This window comes from Clostridium niameyense, from assembly GCF_001243045.1.
GTDB lineage: Bacteria > Bacillota > Clostridia > Clostridiales > Clostridiaceae > Clostridium_F > Clostridium_F niameyense.
In genome coordinates this window covers 2,325,127-2,342,308 of the sequence record NZ_LN849007.1, presented here as the reverse complement: position 1 = coordinate 2,342,308, position 17,182 = coordinate 2,325,127, and the positions used below count along the sequence as shown (strand labels likewise).

General features: G+C 27.0%; 11 protein-coding genes and 1 other annotated feature. Of the genes, 9 read left to right on the top strand and 2 right to left on the bottom strand.

Annotated elements, in window-relative coordinates; genetic code table 11:
- The first annotated feature begins 41 nt into the window (after nt 1–41).
- Nucleotides 42–233, top strand: a complete 192-nt coding sequence (locus BN1711_RS11960; protein ID WP_050608371.1) for a ferredoxin — start codon at nt 42–44, stop codon at nt 231–233.
- Nucleotides 234–243: 10 nt separating this feature from the next.
- On the opposite strand, the gene BN1711_RS12650 is transcribed toward BN1711_RS11960, so the two are convergent.
- Nucleotides 244–420, bottom strand: coding sequence for a hypothetical protein (locus BN1711_RS12650; protein WP_163249426.1), 177 nt, complete (start codon nt 418–420; stop codon nt 244–246).
- 240 nt (nt 421–660) lie between these two features.
- Here BN1711_RS12650 and BN1711_RS11955 point away from each other — a divergent pair, with 240 nt between their 5' ends.
- The 4 genes from BN1711_RS11955 to nrdG all read left to right on the top strand — a co-directional run bounded on the left by BN1711_RS11955 (nt 661) and on the right by nrdG (nt 6,282).
- The gene (locus tag BN1711_RS11955; protein ID WP_129582166.1) at nt 661–1,665 is read left to right on the top strand and encodes a GGDEF domain-containing protein; all 1,005 of its coding nucleotides are present in this window, start codon (nt 661–663) and stop codon (nt 1,663–1,665) included.
- Between the two features lie 50 nt (nt 1,666–1,715).
- A complete protein-coding gene (locus tag BN1711_RS11950; protein ID WP_050608369.1) occupies nt 1,716–3,299 on the top strand; it encodes a ClC family H(+)/Cl(-) exchange transporter in 1,584 nt (527 codons plus the stop codon).
- A 307-nt stretch (nt 3,300–3,606) separates the two neighbouring features.
- Nucleotides 3,607–5,748: an anaerobic ribonucleoside triphosphate reductase gene (locus BN1711_RS11945; protein ID WP_050608368.1), complete on the top strand. Its 2,142-nt coding sequence runs from the start codon at nt 3,607–3,609 to the stop codon at nt 5,746–5,748.
- Nucleotides 5,749–5,766: 18 nt separating this feature from the next.
- Nucleotides 5,767–6,282: an anaerobic ribonucleoside-triphosphate reductase activating protein gene (nrdG, locus tag BN1711_RS11940; protein WP_050608367.1), complete on the top strand. Its 516-nt coding sequence runs from the start codon at nt 5,767–5,769 to the stop codon at nt 6,280–6,282.
- 87 nt (nt 6,283–6,369) lie between these two features.
- Here nrdG and BN1711_RS11935 read toward each other — a convergent pair whose 3' ends face one another.
- Nucleotides 6,370–7,017 (bottom strand): MBL fold metallo-hydrolase, encoded by a 648-nt coding sequence (locus tag BN1711_RS11935; RefSeq protein ID WP_050608366.1) that lies wholly within the window; start codon nt 7,015–7,017, stop codon nt 6,370–6,372.
- 154 nt (nt 7,018–7,171) lie between these two features.
- Nucleotides 7,172–7,428 (top strand) — a binding site (T-box leader).
- Between the two features lie 60 nt (nt 7,429–7,488).
- Here BN1711_RS11935 and ileS point away from each other — a divergent pair.
- The 4 genes from ileS to BN1711_RS11915 all read left to right on the top strand — a co-directional run bounded on the left by ileS (nt 7,489) and on the right by BN1711_RS11915 (nt 17,172).
- Entirely contained in the window at nt 7,489–10,605 is a 3,117-nt protein-coding gene (gene ileS / locus BN1711_RS11930; RefSeq protein ID WP_050608365.1) for an isoleucine--tRNA ligase, read from the top strand.
- Between the two features lie 150 nt (nt 10,606–10,755).
- Nucleotides 10,756–11,754 carry a LacI family DNA-binding transcriptional regulator gene (locus BN1711_RS11925; RefSeq protein ID WP_050608364.1) on the top strand — a complete coding sequence of 333 codons (999 nt, stop codon included), beginning with the start codon at nt 10,756–10,758 and terminating at the stop codon, nt 11,752–11,754.
- 203 nt (nt 11,755–11,957) lie between these two features.
- Nucleotides 11,958–16,028, top strand: a complete 4,071-nt coding sequence (locus BN1711_RS11920) for an AAA domain-containing protein (RefSeq protein ID WP_050608363.1) — start codon at nt 11,958–11,960, stop codon at nt 16,026–16,028.
- A 76-nt stretch (nt 16,029–16,104) separates the two neighbouring features.
- Complete coding sequence (locus BN1711_RS11915) at nt 16,105–17,172, top strand: mannose-1-phosphate guanylyltransferase (RefSeq protein WP_050608362.1); 1,068 nt, start codon at nt 16,105–16,107, stop codon at nt 17,170–17,172.
- Nucleotides 17,173–17,182: the final 10 nt, after the last annotated feature.

The following is a 17,182-nucleotide window of genomic DNA, read 5'->3' as shown; positions in this document are numbered from 1 at the left end:
AAATATATAAATTAATTTATATATTTATAAGGAGGAAAACAATGAAAGCAGAAGTAGATAAAGATTTATGTATAGGTTGTGGATTATGTCCTGAATTATCAGACGGAATGTTTAAATTAAATGATGGAGGTAAGGCAGAAGTAGTTTTTGAACCCATTCCAACAGATAAAGAGCAATATGTTAAAGAGGCAGAGTACGCGTGCCCAGTTAATGCTATACGATCTATTATATAATTTATAATAATTAAAAAAAGTTATTATAAATTTTATTATTAATATTATATTGAAAAGTATTTATAGGTATTTTATCTCCAATTTTAAGATTTTTATCAGAATTATAAAGCTCAATATTGGTAATTATTCCGTTAGATAATCTTACAATAATTTCATTTGATTTTACATCAATAATTTCTCCTAGCATAATATCACCTCAATATATAGTTTTTAAAATTATATTAATATTATTCCTTATATATTTTTTATTTATATTAATATTGTGTTTTAAGGGTCGATAATTATAAAAAAATATGATAAATTTGTAAATATAACTATTAAATTAAAAAGGGAGATTATTTTGTTTAATTTGTTATTTTATTCATTTATATTTTTAATTATTTTAGAATTGATAATAATATGGAAATTAAAAAAATATATAAAAAAAATGCATAATATAAAGAATAAAATTTACTTTGTAGCAGAAACTGCTGTAAAAGAAGATGATATAAATAAAATATATGAATTAGCTTTAAAAGTAGCTATAGAGAGTATTCCTAAGGCAAGTAAAGGAAGCATATTAATGTTAAATGATAAAAATCAATTTTACTATGCCAGTTTAGTAGGATATTCTCCTAATGTAAAAAATTTAACATTAAAAAAAGAGGAGATTTACTTATATAAACTTAATAATTTTAAAGAAACTACGTTAATTAAAAATCCTTGTAAATTTGATGAAGATAATTTAAGCATTGACACAGTGGACAAGCTGAAAAAATTAAATGCTTTAAATTTAAGTTGTTTAATTTGTTCACCTATATACATAGACAATAATATTATAGGTGTTATGAATATAGATTGTGAGAAAAAGGATTATATTTTTAAAAGAGACGATATAATTTTAATTGATTATATAAAAAATCAATTGCAATTAGTTATAAAAGGTATAATTACTAAAGAAAAATTAATGTATCTAGTTAATTATGATGAACTTACAGGAACTTATAATAAAAGATGTTTTCATAAAGTTATAAAAGGTAATGTAGAAAAATTAAGGAAAGATAAAAATCAAGCATTGGTAATAATTGATATTGATAAGTTCAAAAATATTAATGATTTATATGGTCATATAATAGGAGATAAAATATTAAAGAACTTTTGTAACATAATTAAGGAAAATTTAGATGGTGAATATACATTGTTTAGGATAGGTGGAGACGAATTTGCAATTTTATTCTATGATATATCAAAAAAAGGTGTTATAAATAAAATGGAAAAGATAAGAAGTTATTTAAATGATACAAAAATATATAATATAGTAGTAAATTTTAGTTATGGAATATGTTTTTTCAGTGAATGCCAAGGTATGAATTGGGAAGAAATAGTTAGTTTAGCAGATAAAAATATGTATAAAAATAAAAGAAAAAATAAGCTTAAAATATTAACGTTTTAAGTTTCTTTAATAGTATAATATTATTAAAGAATAAGGAAGTGAACATAATAGTGAATACTAAAAATAATAAAAATAGCTGTTGTGTAAGACAATTATATGAAACTTTGCATGGACTAAAATTAAGAATACTTTTAGAAGGAATTTTAGTAGGTATAATTTCAGGACTTGTTGTGGTTTTCTACAGAATGCTACTTGGGAAGGCAGAGAATTTTACAAAAGAATTATATAAACTTTTAACTTTCAATAAAATTTATATTCCTTTAGGATTAATATTACTTATATTATGTGGATATATAGTTGGAGTATTAGTTGAAAAATATCCTATGATAAGTGGAAGTGGTATTCCCCAAGTAGAGGGTATTTTGACAGGATATTTTAAAGTATCCCCATTTAAAATTCTTATAAATAAGTTTGTAGGTGGAGTAATAGCGATTGGAGCAGGATTATCTTTAGGAAGAGAAGGCCCATCTATACAGTTAGGTGCAAGTTGTGGACAAATAGTATCTAGAATTTTCAAAAGAGTAGAATTAGAAGAGAGATTTTTATTAACTAGTGGTGCTAGCGCGGGTTTAGCAGCTGCATTTAACGCACCTTTTGCAGGAGTTATATTTGCATTAGAAGAAGTTCATAAAAACTTTTCTCCATTGGTGCTACTTGCAGCAATGTCTGCATCAGTAACATCAGATTTTATAGCTAAGCAGATTTTAGGGGGCAAGCCTTTATTTAGTATAAAAGGAGCAAGGGGTCTAAAAGTGATTCCTGTTAAGTATTATCCCTTGTTGATTATTTTAGGAGTTTTATTGGGAGTTGCGGGAGCAATTTATAATTATAGTATTTTAAAAACTCAAGATATGTATGGAAAAATAAAATCTGTAAGAATAAGATTAGTAATACCTTTTATTTTTGCTATCATATTTGGAATTCTATGTCCTAAAGTTTTAGGAGGTGGAAATGAAATAATTTATGGATTACTAAAACAAGAAATAGTTTTGAAAACTGCAATCATACTTTTACTTATTAAGTTTATATTTTCGATAATAAGCTTTAGCTCGGGTTCTCCTGGAGGAATACTATTTCCATTGTTAGTATTGGGAGGATTATTGGGGGCAATATTTGGAGAAACATCTGTTATGATTTTTGGAATTAGCTCTAATTATGTGTGTACCTTTACAATATTAGCCATGGCAGGAATGTTTACGTCTATTGTTAGGGCTCCAATAACAGGAATAATGCTAATATGTGAAATGAGTGGCTCATTTACACATTTACTAACTGTTACAATTATATGTACAGTAGCTTATTTAGTAGCAGATTTGTTGGGAAGTGATCCAATATATGAATCACTTCTTGATAGACAAATAAATAAGGAGAAAAAATATAAAAAGAAGATTGAGGAAGGAAAGACATTTATAAAATATGTTGTTCATCAAGGATCAGATATTGAAAATAAATTAGTAAGAGATATAAAAATACCACATGATGCATTAATAGTTTCTATAGATAGAGGTGGAAAGGAAATAATACCCAAAGGGGATACTAAAATATTAAGAGGAGATTATATTTTAGTGTTAGTTAATGAAGATAATAAAACTAGCGTTAGAGAAAAGTTAAGAGATTTATGTGAAAAATTTTAGTTTTTAATTTATTTGTATTTTTTTAGAATAAGATATACATAAAAGTAGAATATGTATATTTTATTCTTATTTTTTTATCAAGATATTCAAATAAATTGGATATTCCTACAATTTTCTAATAAAATATGAATTATTATAAATATCAAGTATATACTTAATATAAAATTTAATATAAAAGCTAGATAATGTATAGTAATTAAACTTAATCTTATTATTTATTTAAATATAAAATTGCTGAAAAATTTTTAAGATAGTATAATAGTCAAAGTACATGTGCACAATATATTGTAGTCGGGAGGAATTATAAATGCTATATGTTGTAAAGAGAGATGGTAGAAAAGCGGAATTTGATGCAGTGAAAATAACTAATGCCATAAAAGGTGCTGCAGAGGAAATAGCATTTGATATGAAAGAAAGTGAATACATAGATTTAACACAAAAGGCGTTAAAGAAGATAGAAGCTAGGTTTACAGAAGAAATTACTGTAGAAGAAATTCAAAATATAGTACAAAAAACTTTAATGGAAAATAACTTTAGGGAAATAGGTAAAGCTTATTGTAATTATAGAAGAGAAAGAACGAAAATAAGGGAATTAAAATCAGACCTAATGAAGGTTATAGAGAAAATAGGTGTAGAAACTGATAGGGATAATGCAAATGTAGGAAATAATTTTAGCTCTAAATTATTAAGAATTGCAAGTGAATCTAATAAATGGCACAACTTATCTAGTATGTCAAAGCATTTAGCCAAAGCACATGAGAACGGAGATATATATTATCATGATTTAGATAGCTATAATCTAACTATAAATTGCTTAAATATAGACACAGGTAAAATTCTACAAAGAGGATTTAATACTGGATACGGAACAATTAATCCTCCAAAAAGAATAGAAAGTGCAGCTGAGTTAAGTTGTATACTTCTTCAATCTACGCAAAATGATATGTTCGGTGGTCAAGCTCATGTTAATTTTGATAATGATTTAGGTTTATTTGTTGAGCCTACAAGACAAGAGTTAAGAAAAGAAGTATTAAGTAATCTAGAGAATCTAGGATATGATAAAAATAATATAGATGAAGAAAATGTTAATAAATTAGTGGAACAAAGATTAGAAGAACGCATACACCAAGCAATGCAAGGTATAGTTTATAATTTAAATACAATGCACTCTCGAGCAGGATCTCAGGTGCCATTTAGTTCTATTAATATAGGAATACCTGAAAATAAAGATGCAGCTTTAATATGTGAAATATTTTTGAAAGAGTATGAAAAAGGATTAGGTAAAGGAGAACAACCTATATTTCCTAATATAATATTTAGAGTTAAAAAAGGAGTAAATAGGGAATCACAAGATCCATACTATTATCTATTTAAATTAGCATGTAATATAGCAGGTAAAAGAATGAATCCTACATTTATGAATTTAGATGCAGATTTTAATAAAGAATATTATGATAAGGGAATAATACCTGCAACTATGGGATGTAGAACTTATGTATGTTCTAATATAAACGGAGATGAAGGTCCAGCAGGAAGAGGTAATATAGCTCCAACTACAATTAACTTACCTAGAATCGGTATATTGGCTAAACATGATTTAACTAAATTTTTTACTTTATTAGATAGTAAATTAGAATTAGTAAGAGAAGCTTTACTTCATAGATATGATGTTTTAAAAAATTTAAAAGTTAAGGATTTACCTTTTGTTGCGGGTCAAGGACTTATGAAAGGATCAGAAGGTTTAAATCCTGAAGATTCTATTGAACCTATATTAAAGCAAGGAAGTTGGGCTATAGGATTTATAGGGCTTGCAGAAACTCTGACAGCACTTATCGGTAGCCATCATGGAGAAACAAAGGAAGCTAGAGAATTAGGATTAAAAATAATAAATTATATAAGAGAATTTTGTGATAAATACAAGAAGAAAGATAACCTAAATTGGAGTTGTTATGCTACACCAGCAGAGGGTTTAAGTGGAAAATTTATAATTCAAGATAAAAAAGTTTTTGGTATTATAGAAGGTGTTACAGATAAAGATTACTATACTAATAGTTACCATATTCCAGTAGGATATTCTATATCAATAAAAGATAAAATAAATATAGAAGCACCTTATCATAAACTATGTAATGGAGGTCATATAACTTATATAGAGTTAGATGATTATCCAACAGAGGATGTTATAGAAGATATAATAAGATACTCTTACACTAATACTAATATATCCTATATGGGAATAAATTTTCATATAAAATATTGTAGAAATTGTGGTTCTTATTTAAAAGTAGAAGAACATAAATGTAATCATTGTGGTAGTAATGATATTCAAGGAATATCTAGGGTAACAGGATATTTAAGTTTAGATGAGAGATTTGGCACAGGAAAGGTAGCAGAAAGAGCTGATAGAACTTCCCACAGTTCAAATCATATAAAATCCTATAATTTATAATAGATAGAAGGGATTATTATGAAAAAAATATATTTACAAGTGGCAGGATTTCTAGATAATTCTTTAGTTAATGGAACAGGATTAAGATCAGTTTTATTTGTATCTGGATGTAAACATAATTGCAACGGATGTCATAATAAAGAGATACAGTCTTTCTGTTATGGAGATAGAGTTTCTTTAGATAATATTTTAGATAGGATAAAAAATAATATGCCACTAATAAGAGGGATTACATTTAGTGGTGGGGAACCATTTGAGCATGTGGATAAATTAATTATTCTAGCAAAAGAAATTAAAAAATTAAACCTAAATATATGGTGTTATACTGGGTATACTTTTGAGGAAATTTTAGAAAGAAGCAATGAAGATAACAATTGGAAGGAATTCATTAGTTATATTGACGTTTTAGTAGATGGTAAATTTCAAGAACACAAAAAAGATACATCTTTAAAATATAGGGGTTCAAAGAATCAAAGAATAATTGATATGAATAAAAGTTTAAATTGTCATAAGGCAATAATTTTAAGTTTATAAAAAATACTCTAAATTCTATATGAAAGGCATGTTCTGAAAATCCAGAATATGCCTTTTAAAGTTTTAATTTAAAAAATTAATTATAAGTTATTCCAATTGTAAAGTATTAAAAATATATACCAAATTGGTATGTTTTTTTATAGTATTATCTATAAATATAGTATTGCTGCTTACTTTTGTATTATTTTGCATATGAATTAAAAATTTCTCTATACCATCTAATTTTATTTTAAGATTATTTGTTCCAAAATGCATAGGGATTACTATATGACTTTTTATATTCTTACATAATAAAGAGGCTTCTTTTCCATTTAATGTGTAGTTACCACCAATAGGAATAAATAATATATCTATTTTGCCTAAGGCGTTTATAAATTCTTTAGAAAGTGTATGCCCTAAACCCCCTAGGTGGCAGAGAGTGTATCCTTCAATATTAAATTTAAATATTAGATTTTTTCCTCTCTTGAGCCCATTTAATTTATCGTGATAGCTTTTGAAGCCTTCTATTTCAATATCTTTAAATTTATATTTAGTAGCACTATTTATTAATACTTGGCTTGAATTTAAATTGTTTTTTACATTATGGTCAAAGTGATTATGACTTAAAGTAATTATATCGGCATTGTATTCGATGGGATTATAACCAATGAAAGGATTATAAGGATCTATTAATAAAGTTGTTCTAGATTTAGTTTCTATAATAAAACAAGAATGTCCAATCCATTTAATTTTCATTATTAATCTCCTTTAAAAAATATTTGTTATAATGTTATTGTTGTTAGTAAATAATATTATATGTAATTTATTAAAAATCTTTATTGTAAGAAATAAAATTTTAATTTTTAAAAATAAAGTAATTGACAATAAAAAATATGTATACTATAATATCTTAAAAGCTATGATAAGGAAGAGTATTTAAGGTTACTTCTTACAGAGAGCAAGAGTTGGTGAGAGCTTGTGGAATATACTTAAAGAAAATCACCTAGGAGCTGGAAACTGAACGTATTTACTAGTAAGTATTCTCGTAGTTCTGCGTTAAAGAATAGGGTATAAATAGCTTGCAATCTAAGTTTATTGTAGTAGTTAGAGTACTTGAAATATTAAGCACTTATAGGTGGTATAGCGAATGTAAACTTCGTCCTATTTTGGATGGAGTTTTTTTGTTAAATAAAATAATAGATAATATGGAAAGGAGCAATGAGCAGTATGTATAATAAGATTGATTCATCTAAAAGTTTTGTTGAGAGAGAAAAAGATATAGCGAAGTATTGGAATGAAAATGATATAATTAATAAAAGTTTTGATTTAAATCAAGATGGAGAATACTTTACTTTTTATGATGGTCCACCAACAGCAAATGGAAAACCTCATGTAGGACATATTCTTACAAGAGTTATGAAAGATTTAATTCCTAGATATAAGGTTATGAAGGGTTATAAAGTTTTGAGAAAGGCAGGATGGGATACACATGGTCTTCCTGTAGAACTTGAAATTGAAAAGAAATTAGGAATTTCAGGTAAGCCACAGATAGAGGAATATGGTATAGAGAAATTCGTAAAAGAGTGTAAAGATAGTGTATTTAAATATACTAGCTTATGGAAGCAAATGTCTGAACAATTAGGTTACTGGGTTGATATGGATAATCCATATATAACTTATGATAATAATTATATAGAATCTGTATGGTGGGCATTAAAACAAATGTGGCAGAAAGAACTTTTATATAAAGGACATAGAGTAACTCCTTATTGCCCAAGATGTGGTACAGCACTATCTTCTCATGAAGTTGCCCAAGGATATAAAGATGTAAAAGAAGCTACAGCATTTGTTAAGTTTAGAATAAAGGGAGAAGATAATAAATATTTTCTTGCATGGACAACAACTCCTTGGACATTGCCAAGTAATGTAGCTTTGGCTATTAATAAGTCATATACTTATGTAGAAATAATAAATAATGAAGAACATTATATTTTAGCTAAGGACCTTCTAGATAAAGTAATAGAGGGCGAATATGAAATAGTTAAAGAATTTAAGGGCGAAGAAATTGTAGGCATTGAATATGAACAATTATTTAAATTTCATATTCCGGAAAAGAAAGCATTTTATGTAGTTCATGCTGACTATGTTACTCTTACAGATGGTACAGGAATAGTACATACAGCTCCAGCTTATGGTGATGATGATAATAAGACTGGAAAGAAATATGATTTACCTTTAATTAATTTGGTAGATAGCGAAGGAAAATTTGTAGATGCTGTGGGGCCTTGGAAGGACTTATTTGTAAAGAAAGCAGATCCTAAAATATTAGAATACTTAAAAGAAAACGGTATGCTTTATAAATCAGAGAAGTTTACACATTCTTATCCACATTGTTGGAGATGTAATACACCACTTCTTTATTATCCAAAGGATAGTTGGTTTGTTAGAATGACTTCACTTAGGGATGAACTAATAGAAAACAACAATAAAATAAATTGGTATCCAGACAATATAAGAACAGGTAGATTTGGTAAATTCCTTGAAAATGTTGTGGATTGGGGTATTTCAAGGGACAGATATTGGGGAACTCCACTTCCAATATGGGAATGCGAATGTAGTCATAGAGAATGTATAGGAAGTATTGAAGAACTTAAACAAAAGGGAATAAATGTACCAGAGGATATAGAACTTCATAAACCATATATAGATAGAGTTCACTTAAATTGTCCACACTGTGGAAAAGAAATGGTGAGAACTAATGAAGTTATTGATTGTTGGTTTGATTCTGGTTCAATGCCATTTGCACAACACCATTATCCTTTTGAAAATAAGGAATTATTTAAGAATACATTCCCAGCACAATTTATATCAGAAGCAGTAGACCAAACAAGAGGATGGTTTTATACATTACTTGCGGTATCTACATCATTATTTGGAAAAAATCCTTATGAAAATTGTATTGTCTTAGGTCATGTTCTTGATAAACGCGGACTTAAAATGTCAAAATCTAAGGGAAATGTAGTAGATCCATTTGAAGTATTAGGAAATGAAGGCGCAGATGCTACTAGGTGGCACTTTTACACAGCTAGTGCTCCATGGTTACCAACAAGATTCTCAGAAGATGATGTAAAAGAAACTCAAAGAAAATTCTTAAGTACCTTATGGAACGTATATTCATTCTATGTTTTATATGCAGAATTAGATAATTTTAATCCATTGGAATATAAAGATTTCGTATCAGAAAATATAATGGATAAATGGATTTTATCTAAGCTTAATTCTTTAATTAAGAATGTTGAAGAGTACTTAGATGGGTACAAAATTACCCAAGCAGCTTTAGAGCTTGAAGATTTTGTTGATGAGCTTTCAAATTGGTATGTAAGACGTAATAGATCAAGATTCTGGACTACAGAACTTACAGAAGATAAGATAGGAGCATATACAACACTATATAGAGTATTAACTACACTTATAAAGGTAGCAGCTCCATTTGTACCATTTATTACTGAAGAAATGTATAAAAATTTAGTTGTTAATTTAGATAAAAATGAAGAAAAAAGTATACATTTATGCAAGTGGCCATCTTTTAATGAAAGTGTTATTGATAAAGAATTAGAAGGAAAGATGGATTTAGCATATAAAATAGTTAAACTTGGACGTAGTTCTAGAAATTCAGTTAATATTAAGAACAGACAGCCGCTTTCTAAAATGCTTGTAAGTACAAAATCTTTACCAGAATATTATGGACATATAATAAAAGAAGAGCTTAATATAAAGGAAGTTATATTTGGGGCAGATCTTTCAGAATATGTTAATTTTGAAGTAAAACCAAACCTTCCGGTACTTGGAAGAAAATATGGTAGATATATACCAGCTATAAGAAAAGCCATAGCTTCAATGAGTCAAATGGAATTAGCTCAAAATATTAATAATGGTAAATCTGTATTTATAAATGTAGAGGGTTTAGAAGATCAAATAGAACTTACATCTGAGAACTTACTTATAACTATGCAGGGACTTGAAGGTTTTGCTTTCTCAGGCGAAGGAGATGTAGGAATAGTTTTAGATACAAATATTACAGAAGAATTGAAAGAACAAGGTTTTGTAAGAGAGATATTAAGCAAAATACAAAATATGAGAAAAGAAAAAGGTTTTGAAGTAGCTGATAAAATTAATTTATATGTAGCTAACAATGATATGCTTAATGGTATAGTTAAAAAGTATGAAGACCAAATAAAGTCTGAAACTTTAGCATTAGATGTATTTTATAATGAGGATAGAGAATATTCATCATGTAAGATAAATGATGAAAGTTATAATATTTCTGTAGAAGTTATAAAATAGATATTAGTTTTATGCATAGAATAAACTTATTTATTCTATGCATGTTTTTTTAGAGACAGTGAAATAAATATCTAATCTGTATATAATAAGGTTAAGATATAAAATATTTTTATAAATTAATAGAAAGAATAATATAGGGAGTGATTATATATGGCAGTATCTATAAAAGATGTAGCCAAAGAGGCAGGCGTTTCTATAGCCACGGTTTCAAGAGTACTAAATGATATAGACGTTGTAAATGAAGATACTAAAAAGAAAGTTGTAGATGCTATAGATAAATTGGGTTATAGACCTAATATAGTTGCAAGAAGCTTAAAAACACAAATATCTAAAACTATAGGTATAATAATACCAGATATATCAAATCAATTTTATCCTGAAATAGTAAGAGGAGCGGAAGATGTAGCTAACATATATGACTATAATATTATGCTATGTAATACGGATTTAGATCCAGAAAAGGAAATGGAATATTTAAGAGTTTTACGAGAAAAAATGGCTGATGGTGTGTTGTATATGAGTAACTCTTTAGAACCTAATATTTTGGAATTAATAGATAAACTAAGATTTCCAGTAGTTTTAGTAGAAACAAGGGATAAGGAAGAAAAAATACCAAGTGTTACTATTGATAACTTAAAGGCTTCCATGGATGCAGTACAATATTTAATAGATAAGGGTAATAAGAAAATAGCTTACATAGGATTATATGAGGATATGGCCAATGAGGCGGTGTTAAGATATAAAGGATATGAAGAAGCTTTAAGAAAAAATAATATAGAATTAAATAAAGATTTAGTAGTTTTTTCTGGATTAAAAGCCAAAGATGGATATAATGGTATTAATAAAATATTAGAGAAAAATGAAATAGATGCAGTATTCTGTGCAGCAGATGAAGTTGCCATGGGTGCTATAAATGCATTGAGAGACAAAAGCATAAAAGTTCCAGAAGATGTGGATGTAATGGGATTTAATAACATATATTCTTCAGAAATTTTTTATCCTAAGTTAACTACAGTAGCTGAGCCTATGTATGATATGGGGTCTGTAGGAATGAGAATGCTCATAAAGATTATTAATAAACAAGAGCTAGAAGAAAAACATTATGTATTAACACATAGAATAGTAGAAAGAGATTCTTGTAGAAAATAGTTATTCTAATAAAACTTTGATAAAAGGATGTGTAATTTAATAACACATCCTTTTTTATTTTTATTAAAAAAGTAGAATAATTTAAAAGCTAATCACTTTTTATATAAAAATGTCCAACGATTTTTTTGAAGTATATAAAATTAAATGGTATAATTTAACATAAAAGTAAATATATTTTATAGTTTGAGGGCGGGGGTATAAAGATGAAGTGTATCGGAAAAATAAAAAATTTATTTTACTATTTACTAAATGTAAAAAAAATTAACGATAAAGTAATAACTAATATTAATAATTATAATAAAGTGTATGAGAAAGATGAATTTTTAAGTAATAAGTATTGTATCGTGAATAATTTTAATAGCAAAGATTGGAGCATAACAATAAATAAAAAAGCTGGAAGGCTGTATGATGAACTGTTTAAATATTATATGGATTCTACAGAGAGTAACTGCAGAAAGGAATTAGTGTTAGGACAGGCTATCTTAAGTTGGAAAAATAAAAAAGAAATATTACATCCTATGTTTATTACTCCATTAAAGATTGAATACAATATGGAGAAAGAGTCCATATATATAAATTCTGCTAATAAAACATATATGGAAATAGGAATATATGATTTTATAGATTCAGATAAATTTCATGACATATTAAAAATAAGGGAGCAATTTAAAGATTCTGATATTAATCCTAATAATAATGATGAAATAAAATCCATAGTTTATAACATATTATGTAAATTAGGTTGCAATAAAAAGCTTAAATCTTTAACTAAAATAGATAAAATAAAGGACATAGATATAAATGATGAAATTAACATATACGATTGTCCAGTAATTATTATGAGAAAAAAGGATGATAGTTTGTGGAGTTTAGAGATAAATTCCATTATAGATGAAATAGAGAATGGATATAATATACCGGAAACTGTTAAAGCATTAGTTCAAGAGAAAGAAATAGAGCAGGATGAAAATACAAAAAGGGAGTGGGAGCAAACCTCTAAAAATATATTATTTCCATTGTCAGCCAATGAGGAGCAAATAAGTGTAGCAAAAAAGATAGCAGATAACTATGGTGTAGTTGTTCAAGGTCCACCAGGTACTGGGAAAAGTCATACTATAGCTAATTTGATATGTCATTTTCTAGCACATGGTAAGAGAGTACTGGTTACTAGTGAAACCTCAAGGGCATTAAGAGTTCTCTCGGATAAGATACCAAAAGAAATAAAACCTTTGTGTATTAATCTTTTAGATAGTGAAAAAGATGATTTCGACCAACTTGAAGATTCAATAAAAGTAATATTAGAAAATTTATCCAAGCCATCAGAGGAATTATTAGAGGAAATACGTATATTAGAAAAGGAAATAAATAAGTCTAGAGTTGAACAAGAAAGTATATTAGAGAAATTAAGGGAAATAGAATTTTTAGAAAGTAAAAAAATAAATCATAATGGTCAATATTACAAATTGATTCATATAGGTAAATGGGTTAGAGATAATGAATCTAAATATGGTTTCATAAAAGATAGTATAAGATATGATGAAATTCAACCTATAACAGATAAGCAATTTTATAAAATAGTAGAGTTATTTAAGAATAACCATAAGGATTATTTATTAAAGTTAAATGAATTAATTGCTACTATGGACAAATTACCAAGTTATGAAAAAATAAGAGATAATATGCAAAGGCTAATTTATCTAAATAAAAATTTTGATCTTTATAAATCTAATTTAAAAAGTTGGTATATACCTTCGGAAAATAAATGCAACTATACTACTCTGGTAAATTTTTTGAGTAAGGCTAAAAAAGATATGTTAAATCTTCAAAAGAATGAAACCTTTAAGAAAATATATCATTTATATAATTCTAGTGATATATTTAAACAAGCTTTGAATAATGCAATAATATATTTTGAAAGTTACTTTGAAAGATTAAAAACAATTAGAAAAAGTACAGATAACTATTTTGTGAAAATACCAGATCATATAGAATTAGATACTTTATGTAAAGATTATGAAAAAGTATATAATAATATAAAGTTAAAAGGTAGGGTTAGTAAATTTTTCAAAGTATTGCACGGGAAATATGAGTACATATTGAAAGAATGTACTGTTAATAATAAAAATATAGATACTTTAGAGGAAGCGGAGGTATTAAAAAATTATATAGAAGAACAAAAAATTTTTGTATCGTTAAATAGATTATGGGAAAATGTTAGTTCCAATTATTTTCCTACTAAATCTTTAGGAAAAATAAATAATCCTGTGGAGTTAGAAGATTTAATAAATAATTTAAACATTATAATTAACTGGAATAAGGAATATAAGGATAAAATAATTTTATTGTTAGGAAAAATACGAATACCTACAGATATAAACTGGTATGAAGTAAAAACTTATGATTATTTAATGCAATCTATTAAGTATATTAAGCATATAGAAGAACATAATGATTTGAAAGCATATATGGAGGTTTTGAAAAAATATATATTTAATAGACAGGAAATGAACGAATTACTAGAAGGCATTGAAGAAATGAATTTACTTAAAATAAAACATGCTTATATTTATATTCAGAAGATTAAAGCATGTAAATCAGATATAGATGAAATAAATTATATTTATAAAAAGTTAAGTAGTATTTGTCCTAAAACTTTAAAGTATATAGTAGAAGGTAAAAATCTAAATAACATGGATAGTTTTAGTAAAGCATGGAGATGGGCACAATATAACAGTATATTTATAACATTGGATAATTTAGATGAAGGTGAGTTACTTTTAGAGTTAGAAGATGAAAAAAATAATGAGCAACTATTGATAAGGGAAATGGTTGCTAAAAGATCTTGGTATAATAGAATATTAAATATTACAGAAGCACAAAAAAGAAGTCTACTTTCTTGGGGACAAGCTGTTAAAAGAATAGGAAAAGGAAGAGGAAAATTTACATTGGAGTATAGTAAGATAGCTCAAGAAGAAATGGAAAAATGTAAATCTGTAATACCCGTTTGGATAATGCCCTTAAATAAGATTATAGAAAATATGAAGCTATCCAAAGACTTATTTGATGTAGTTATAGTTGATGAAAGCAGTCAAAGTAATATATTTTCAATATGTGCTTTAATGAGGGCTAAAAAGGCAGTAGTTGTAGGAGATGATAAACAAATAAGCCCAGAGGTTGTAGGTGTAGATCAAGGAAGTATTAATAATTTAATAAATAAATATTTAAAAGGAATTCCTCATAGTCAATGGTTAGACTTACAAAGTAGTTTATATGATACAGCTTTGAGAGTTTTTCAAGGTAGAGTAGCATTAAAAGAGCATTTTAGGTCCATTCCTGAGATTGTTGAATTTAGTAATAGGCTTTGTTATTCAGATTTTATAGTTCCATTAAGGTATCCTAGAAATAACGAAGTTCTCAATCCTTGTATTAATGCTATTAAAGTAGATGAAGGATATAGAGAAAAAAATAAACAAATAAATATTAAAGAGGCTAATTCTCTAGTTGATAAAGTGGTGGAATGTTGTAAAAATAAAAGATATAAAAATATGACTATGGGGGTGATATCTCTTCTAGGTGATTCTCAAAGCGATTATATAGAAAATATTTTAAGAGATAAATTAGGTGAGGAAGAAATTATAAAAAGGCGATTAACTTGTGGAGATGCATATTCTTTCCAAGGAGATGAAAGAGATGTAATGTTTTTATCTATGGTAGTTGCAGATAATGTTAAATATACAGCTTTAACTAAAGAATCAGATATTAGAAGATTTAATGTAGCAGCAAGTAGAGCTAGAAATCAATTATTTTTATTTTACTCTGTAGATGTAAGTAATTTGAGTAAAAATTGTGTAAGATATAAATTAATAAATTATTGTAATAATTATAAGAAATATAAAGCAGAGCTTCCTAATGTAGATTATGTGGCACAAACTAGACTGCAAAAGGATGTCTATAACGAAATTAAAGAAGGCTACGATGTAAAAACCCAAATTAAGATAGGCAAGTATAAAATAGATTTTGTTATAGAAGGTGCTGGGGGAAGGTTAGCTATTATATGTGATGATGGAAACTTATATAATAATAATAGTTTAGATGATATGGTAAAATTTCAAATGGATTTGTGTAGGTTAGGATGGCGCTTTTATAAAATAAAGGGAAGCCAATTTTATAGAAATCCTAATAGAGAAATAAATAAACTTTTACATGTAATAAAGTCTACGGTGTTAGATATATCTCATAAAGAACTATTGCAAGATAAATTAAAGGTGGTCTAATCTAAAATGAAAAATTTTTCACCAATGCTATATTTAATACATAGTATAAAATATAGCATTGTTTGGAGAGGATTCTGTGTTATACGCATTAATACTTGCAGGTGGAAAAGGAACAAGACTCTATCCATTATCTAGATCGAAAAAACCTAAGCAGTTCTTAAAGGTTGTGAATAATAAAAGCTTTTTAAGAATAACTGTAGATAGAATAAAGCCCTTAGTAAGTAGTGAAAATATTTATATAGTAACAAATAAAGAATATAAGAGTAAGATATATGAGGAATTACCAGAAATTAAAGAAGAAAATATATTTATAGAACCTCAAAATAGGGATACAGCAATATGTATAGGACTTTCGGCTATAAAGTTTTTAAAAAAGGATAATGATGCATGCATGATAGTTTTACCCTCAGATCATTTTATAGAGGGTGAAAAAGATTTTATAGATACGATAAATGAGGGAATAGAAATTTCACAAAGAAGAAGGGGACTAGTTACTATAGGAGTGAATCCTAGTAGAGCGGAAACAGGGTATGGATATATAAAAATGGGAAGAAGGGTAAATAGCGTAATTTCTGCTTATAAAGTTGAAAGATTTGTGGAAAAGCCTAATCTAGAAGTAGCTAAAGATTTAATAGCAAAAGGCGATTACTTATGGAATAGTGGTATGTTCATTTGGAGAGCGGATGTGTATCTACGAGAAATGGAAAAATATTTACCTAAAATATATAAAAGCATGATGAAGATATATGAAAATTTGGGGACAGAATCAGAGGACAAGACTATAAAAAATGAATACGAATGTATGGAAGGTATATCTGTAGACTTCGGTATAATGCAAAAAACAAGAAAGGCTTATGTTATAAAATGTAATTTTAGGTGGGATGATATAGGAAGTTTTAAAGCTCTATCGAGATTTTTAAATAAAAATCAAACTAACAACGTTTCTGGAAATAATTATCTAAAAGATAGTGAAAATTGTTGTATATTTGGAGAAGATAAATTGATTATAGGATTAGGGCTAAAGGATTTGGTTGTAGTTGATGGAGGGGATATACTTCTTATAATGGATAAAAATAAAGATCAAGAACTTAAACATTTGGTATCGGAGATAAAAGGCGATGATGATTTAAAGAGATATATATAATCGGAATTAT

Coding starts and splice junctions, on each gene's coding strand:
- BN1711_RS11960 (WP_050608371.1), top strand. CDS start 42: ATGAAAGCAGAAGTAGATAAAGATTTATGTATAGGTTGTGGATTATGT.
- BN1711_RS12650 (WP_163249426.1), bottom strand. CDS start 420: ATGCTAGGAGAAATTATTGATGTAAAATCAAATGAAATTATTGTAAGA.
- BN1711_RS11955 (WP_129582166.1), top strand. CDS start 661: ATGCATAATATAAAGAATAAAATTTACTTTGTAGCAGAAACTGCTGTA.
- BN1711_RS11945 (WP_050608368.1), top strand. CDS start 3,607: ATGCTATATGTTGTAAAGAGAGATGGTAGAAAAGCGGAATTTGATGCA.
- nrdG (WP_050608367.1), top strand. CDS start 5,767: ATGAAAAAAATATATTTACAAGTGGCAGGATTTCTAGATAATTCTTTA.
- BN1711_RS11935 (WP_050608366.1), bottom strand. CDS start 7,017: ATGAAAATTAAATGGATTGGACATTCTTGTTTTATTATAGAAACTAAA.
- ileS (WP_050608365.1), top strand. CDS start 7,489: ATGTATAATAAGATTGATTCATCTAAAAGTTTTGTTGAGAGAGAAAAA.
- BN1711_RS11925 (WP_050608364.1), top strand. CDS start 10,756: ATGGCAGTATCTATAAAAGATGTAGCCAAAGAGGCAGGCGTTTCTATA.
- BN1711_RS11920 (WP_050608363.1), top strand. CDS start 11,958: ATGAAGTGTATCGGAAAAATAAAAAATTTATTTTACTATTTACTAAAT.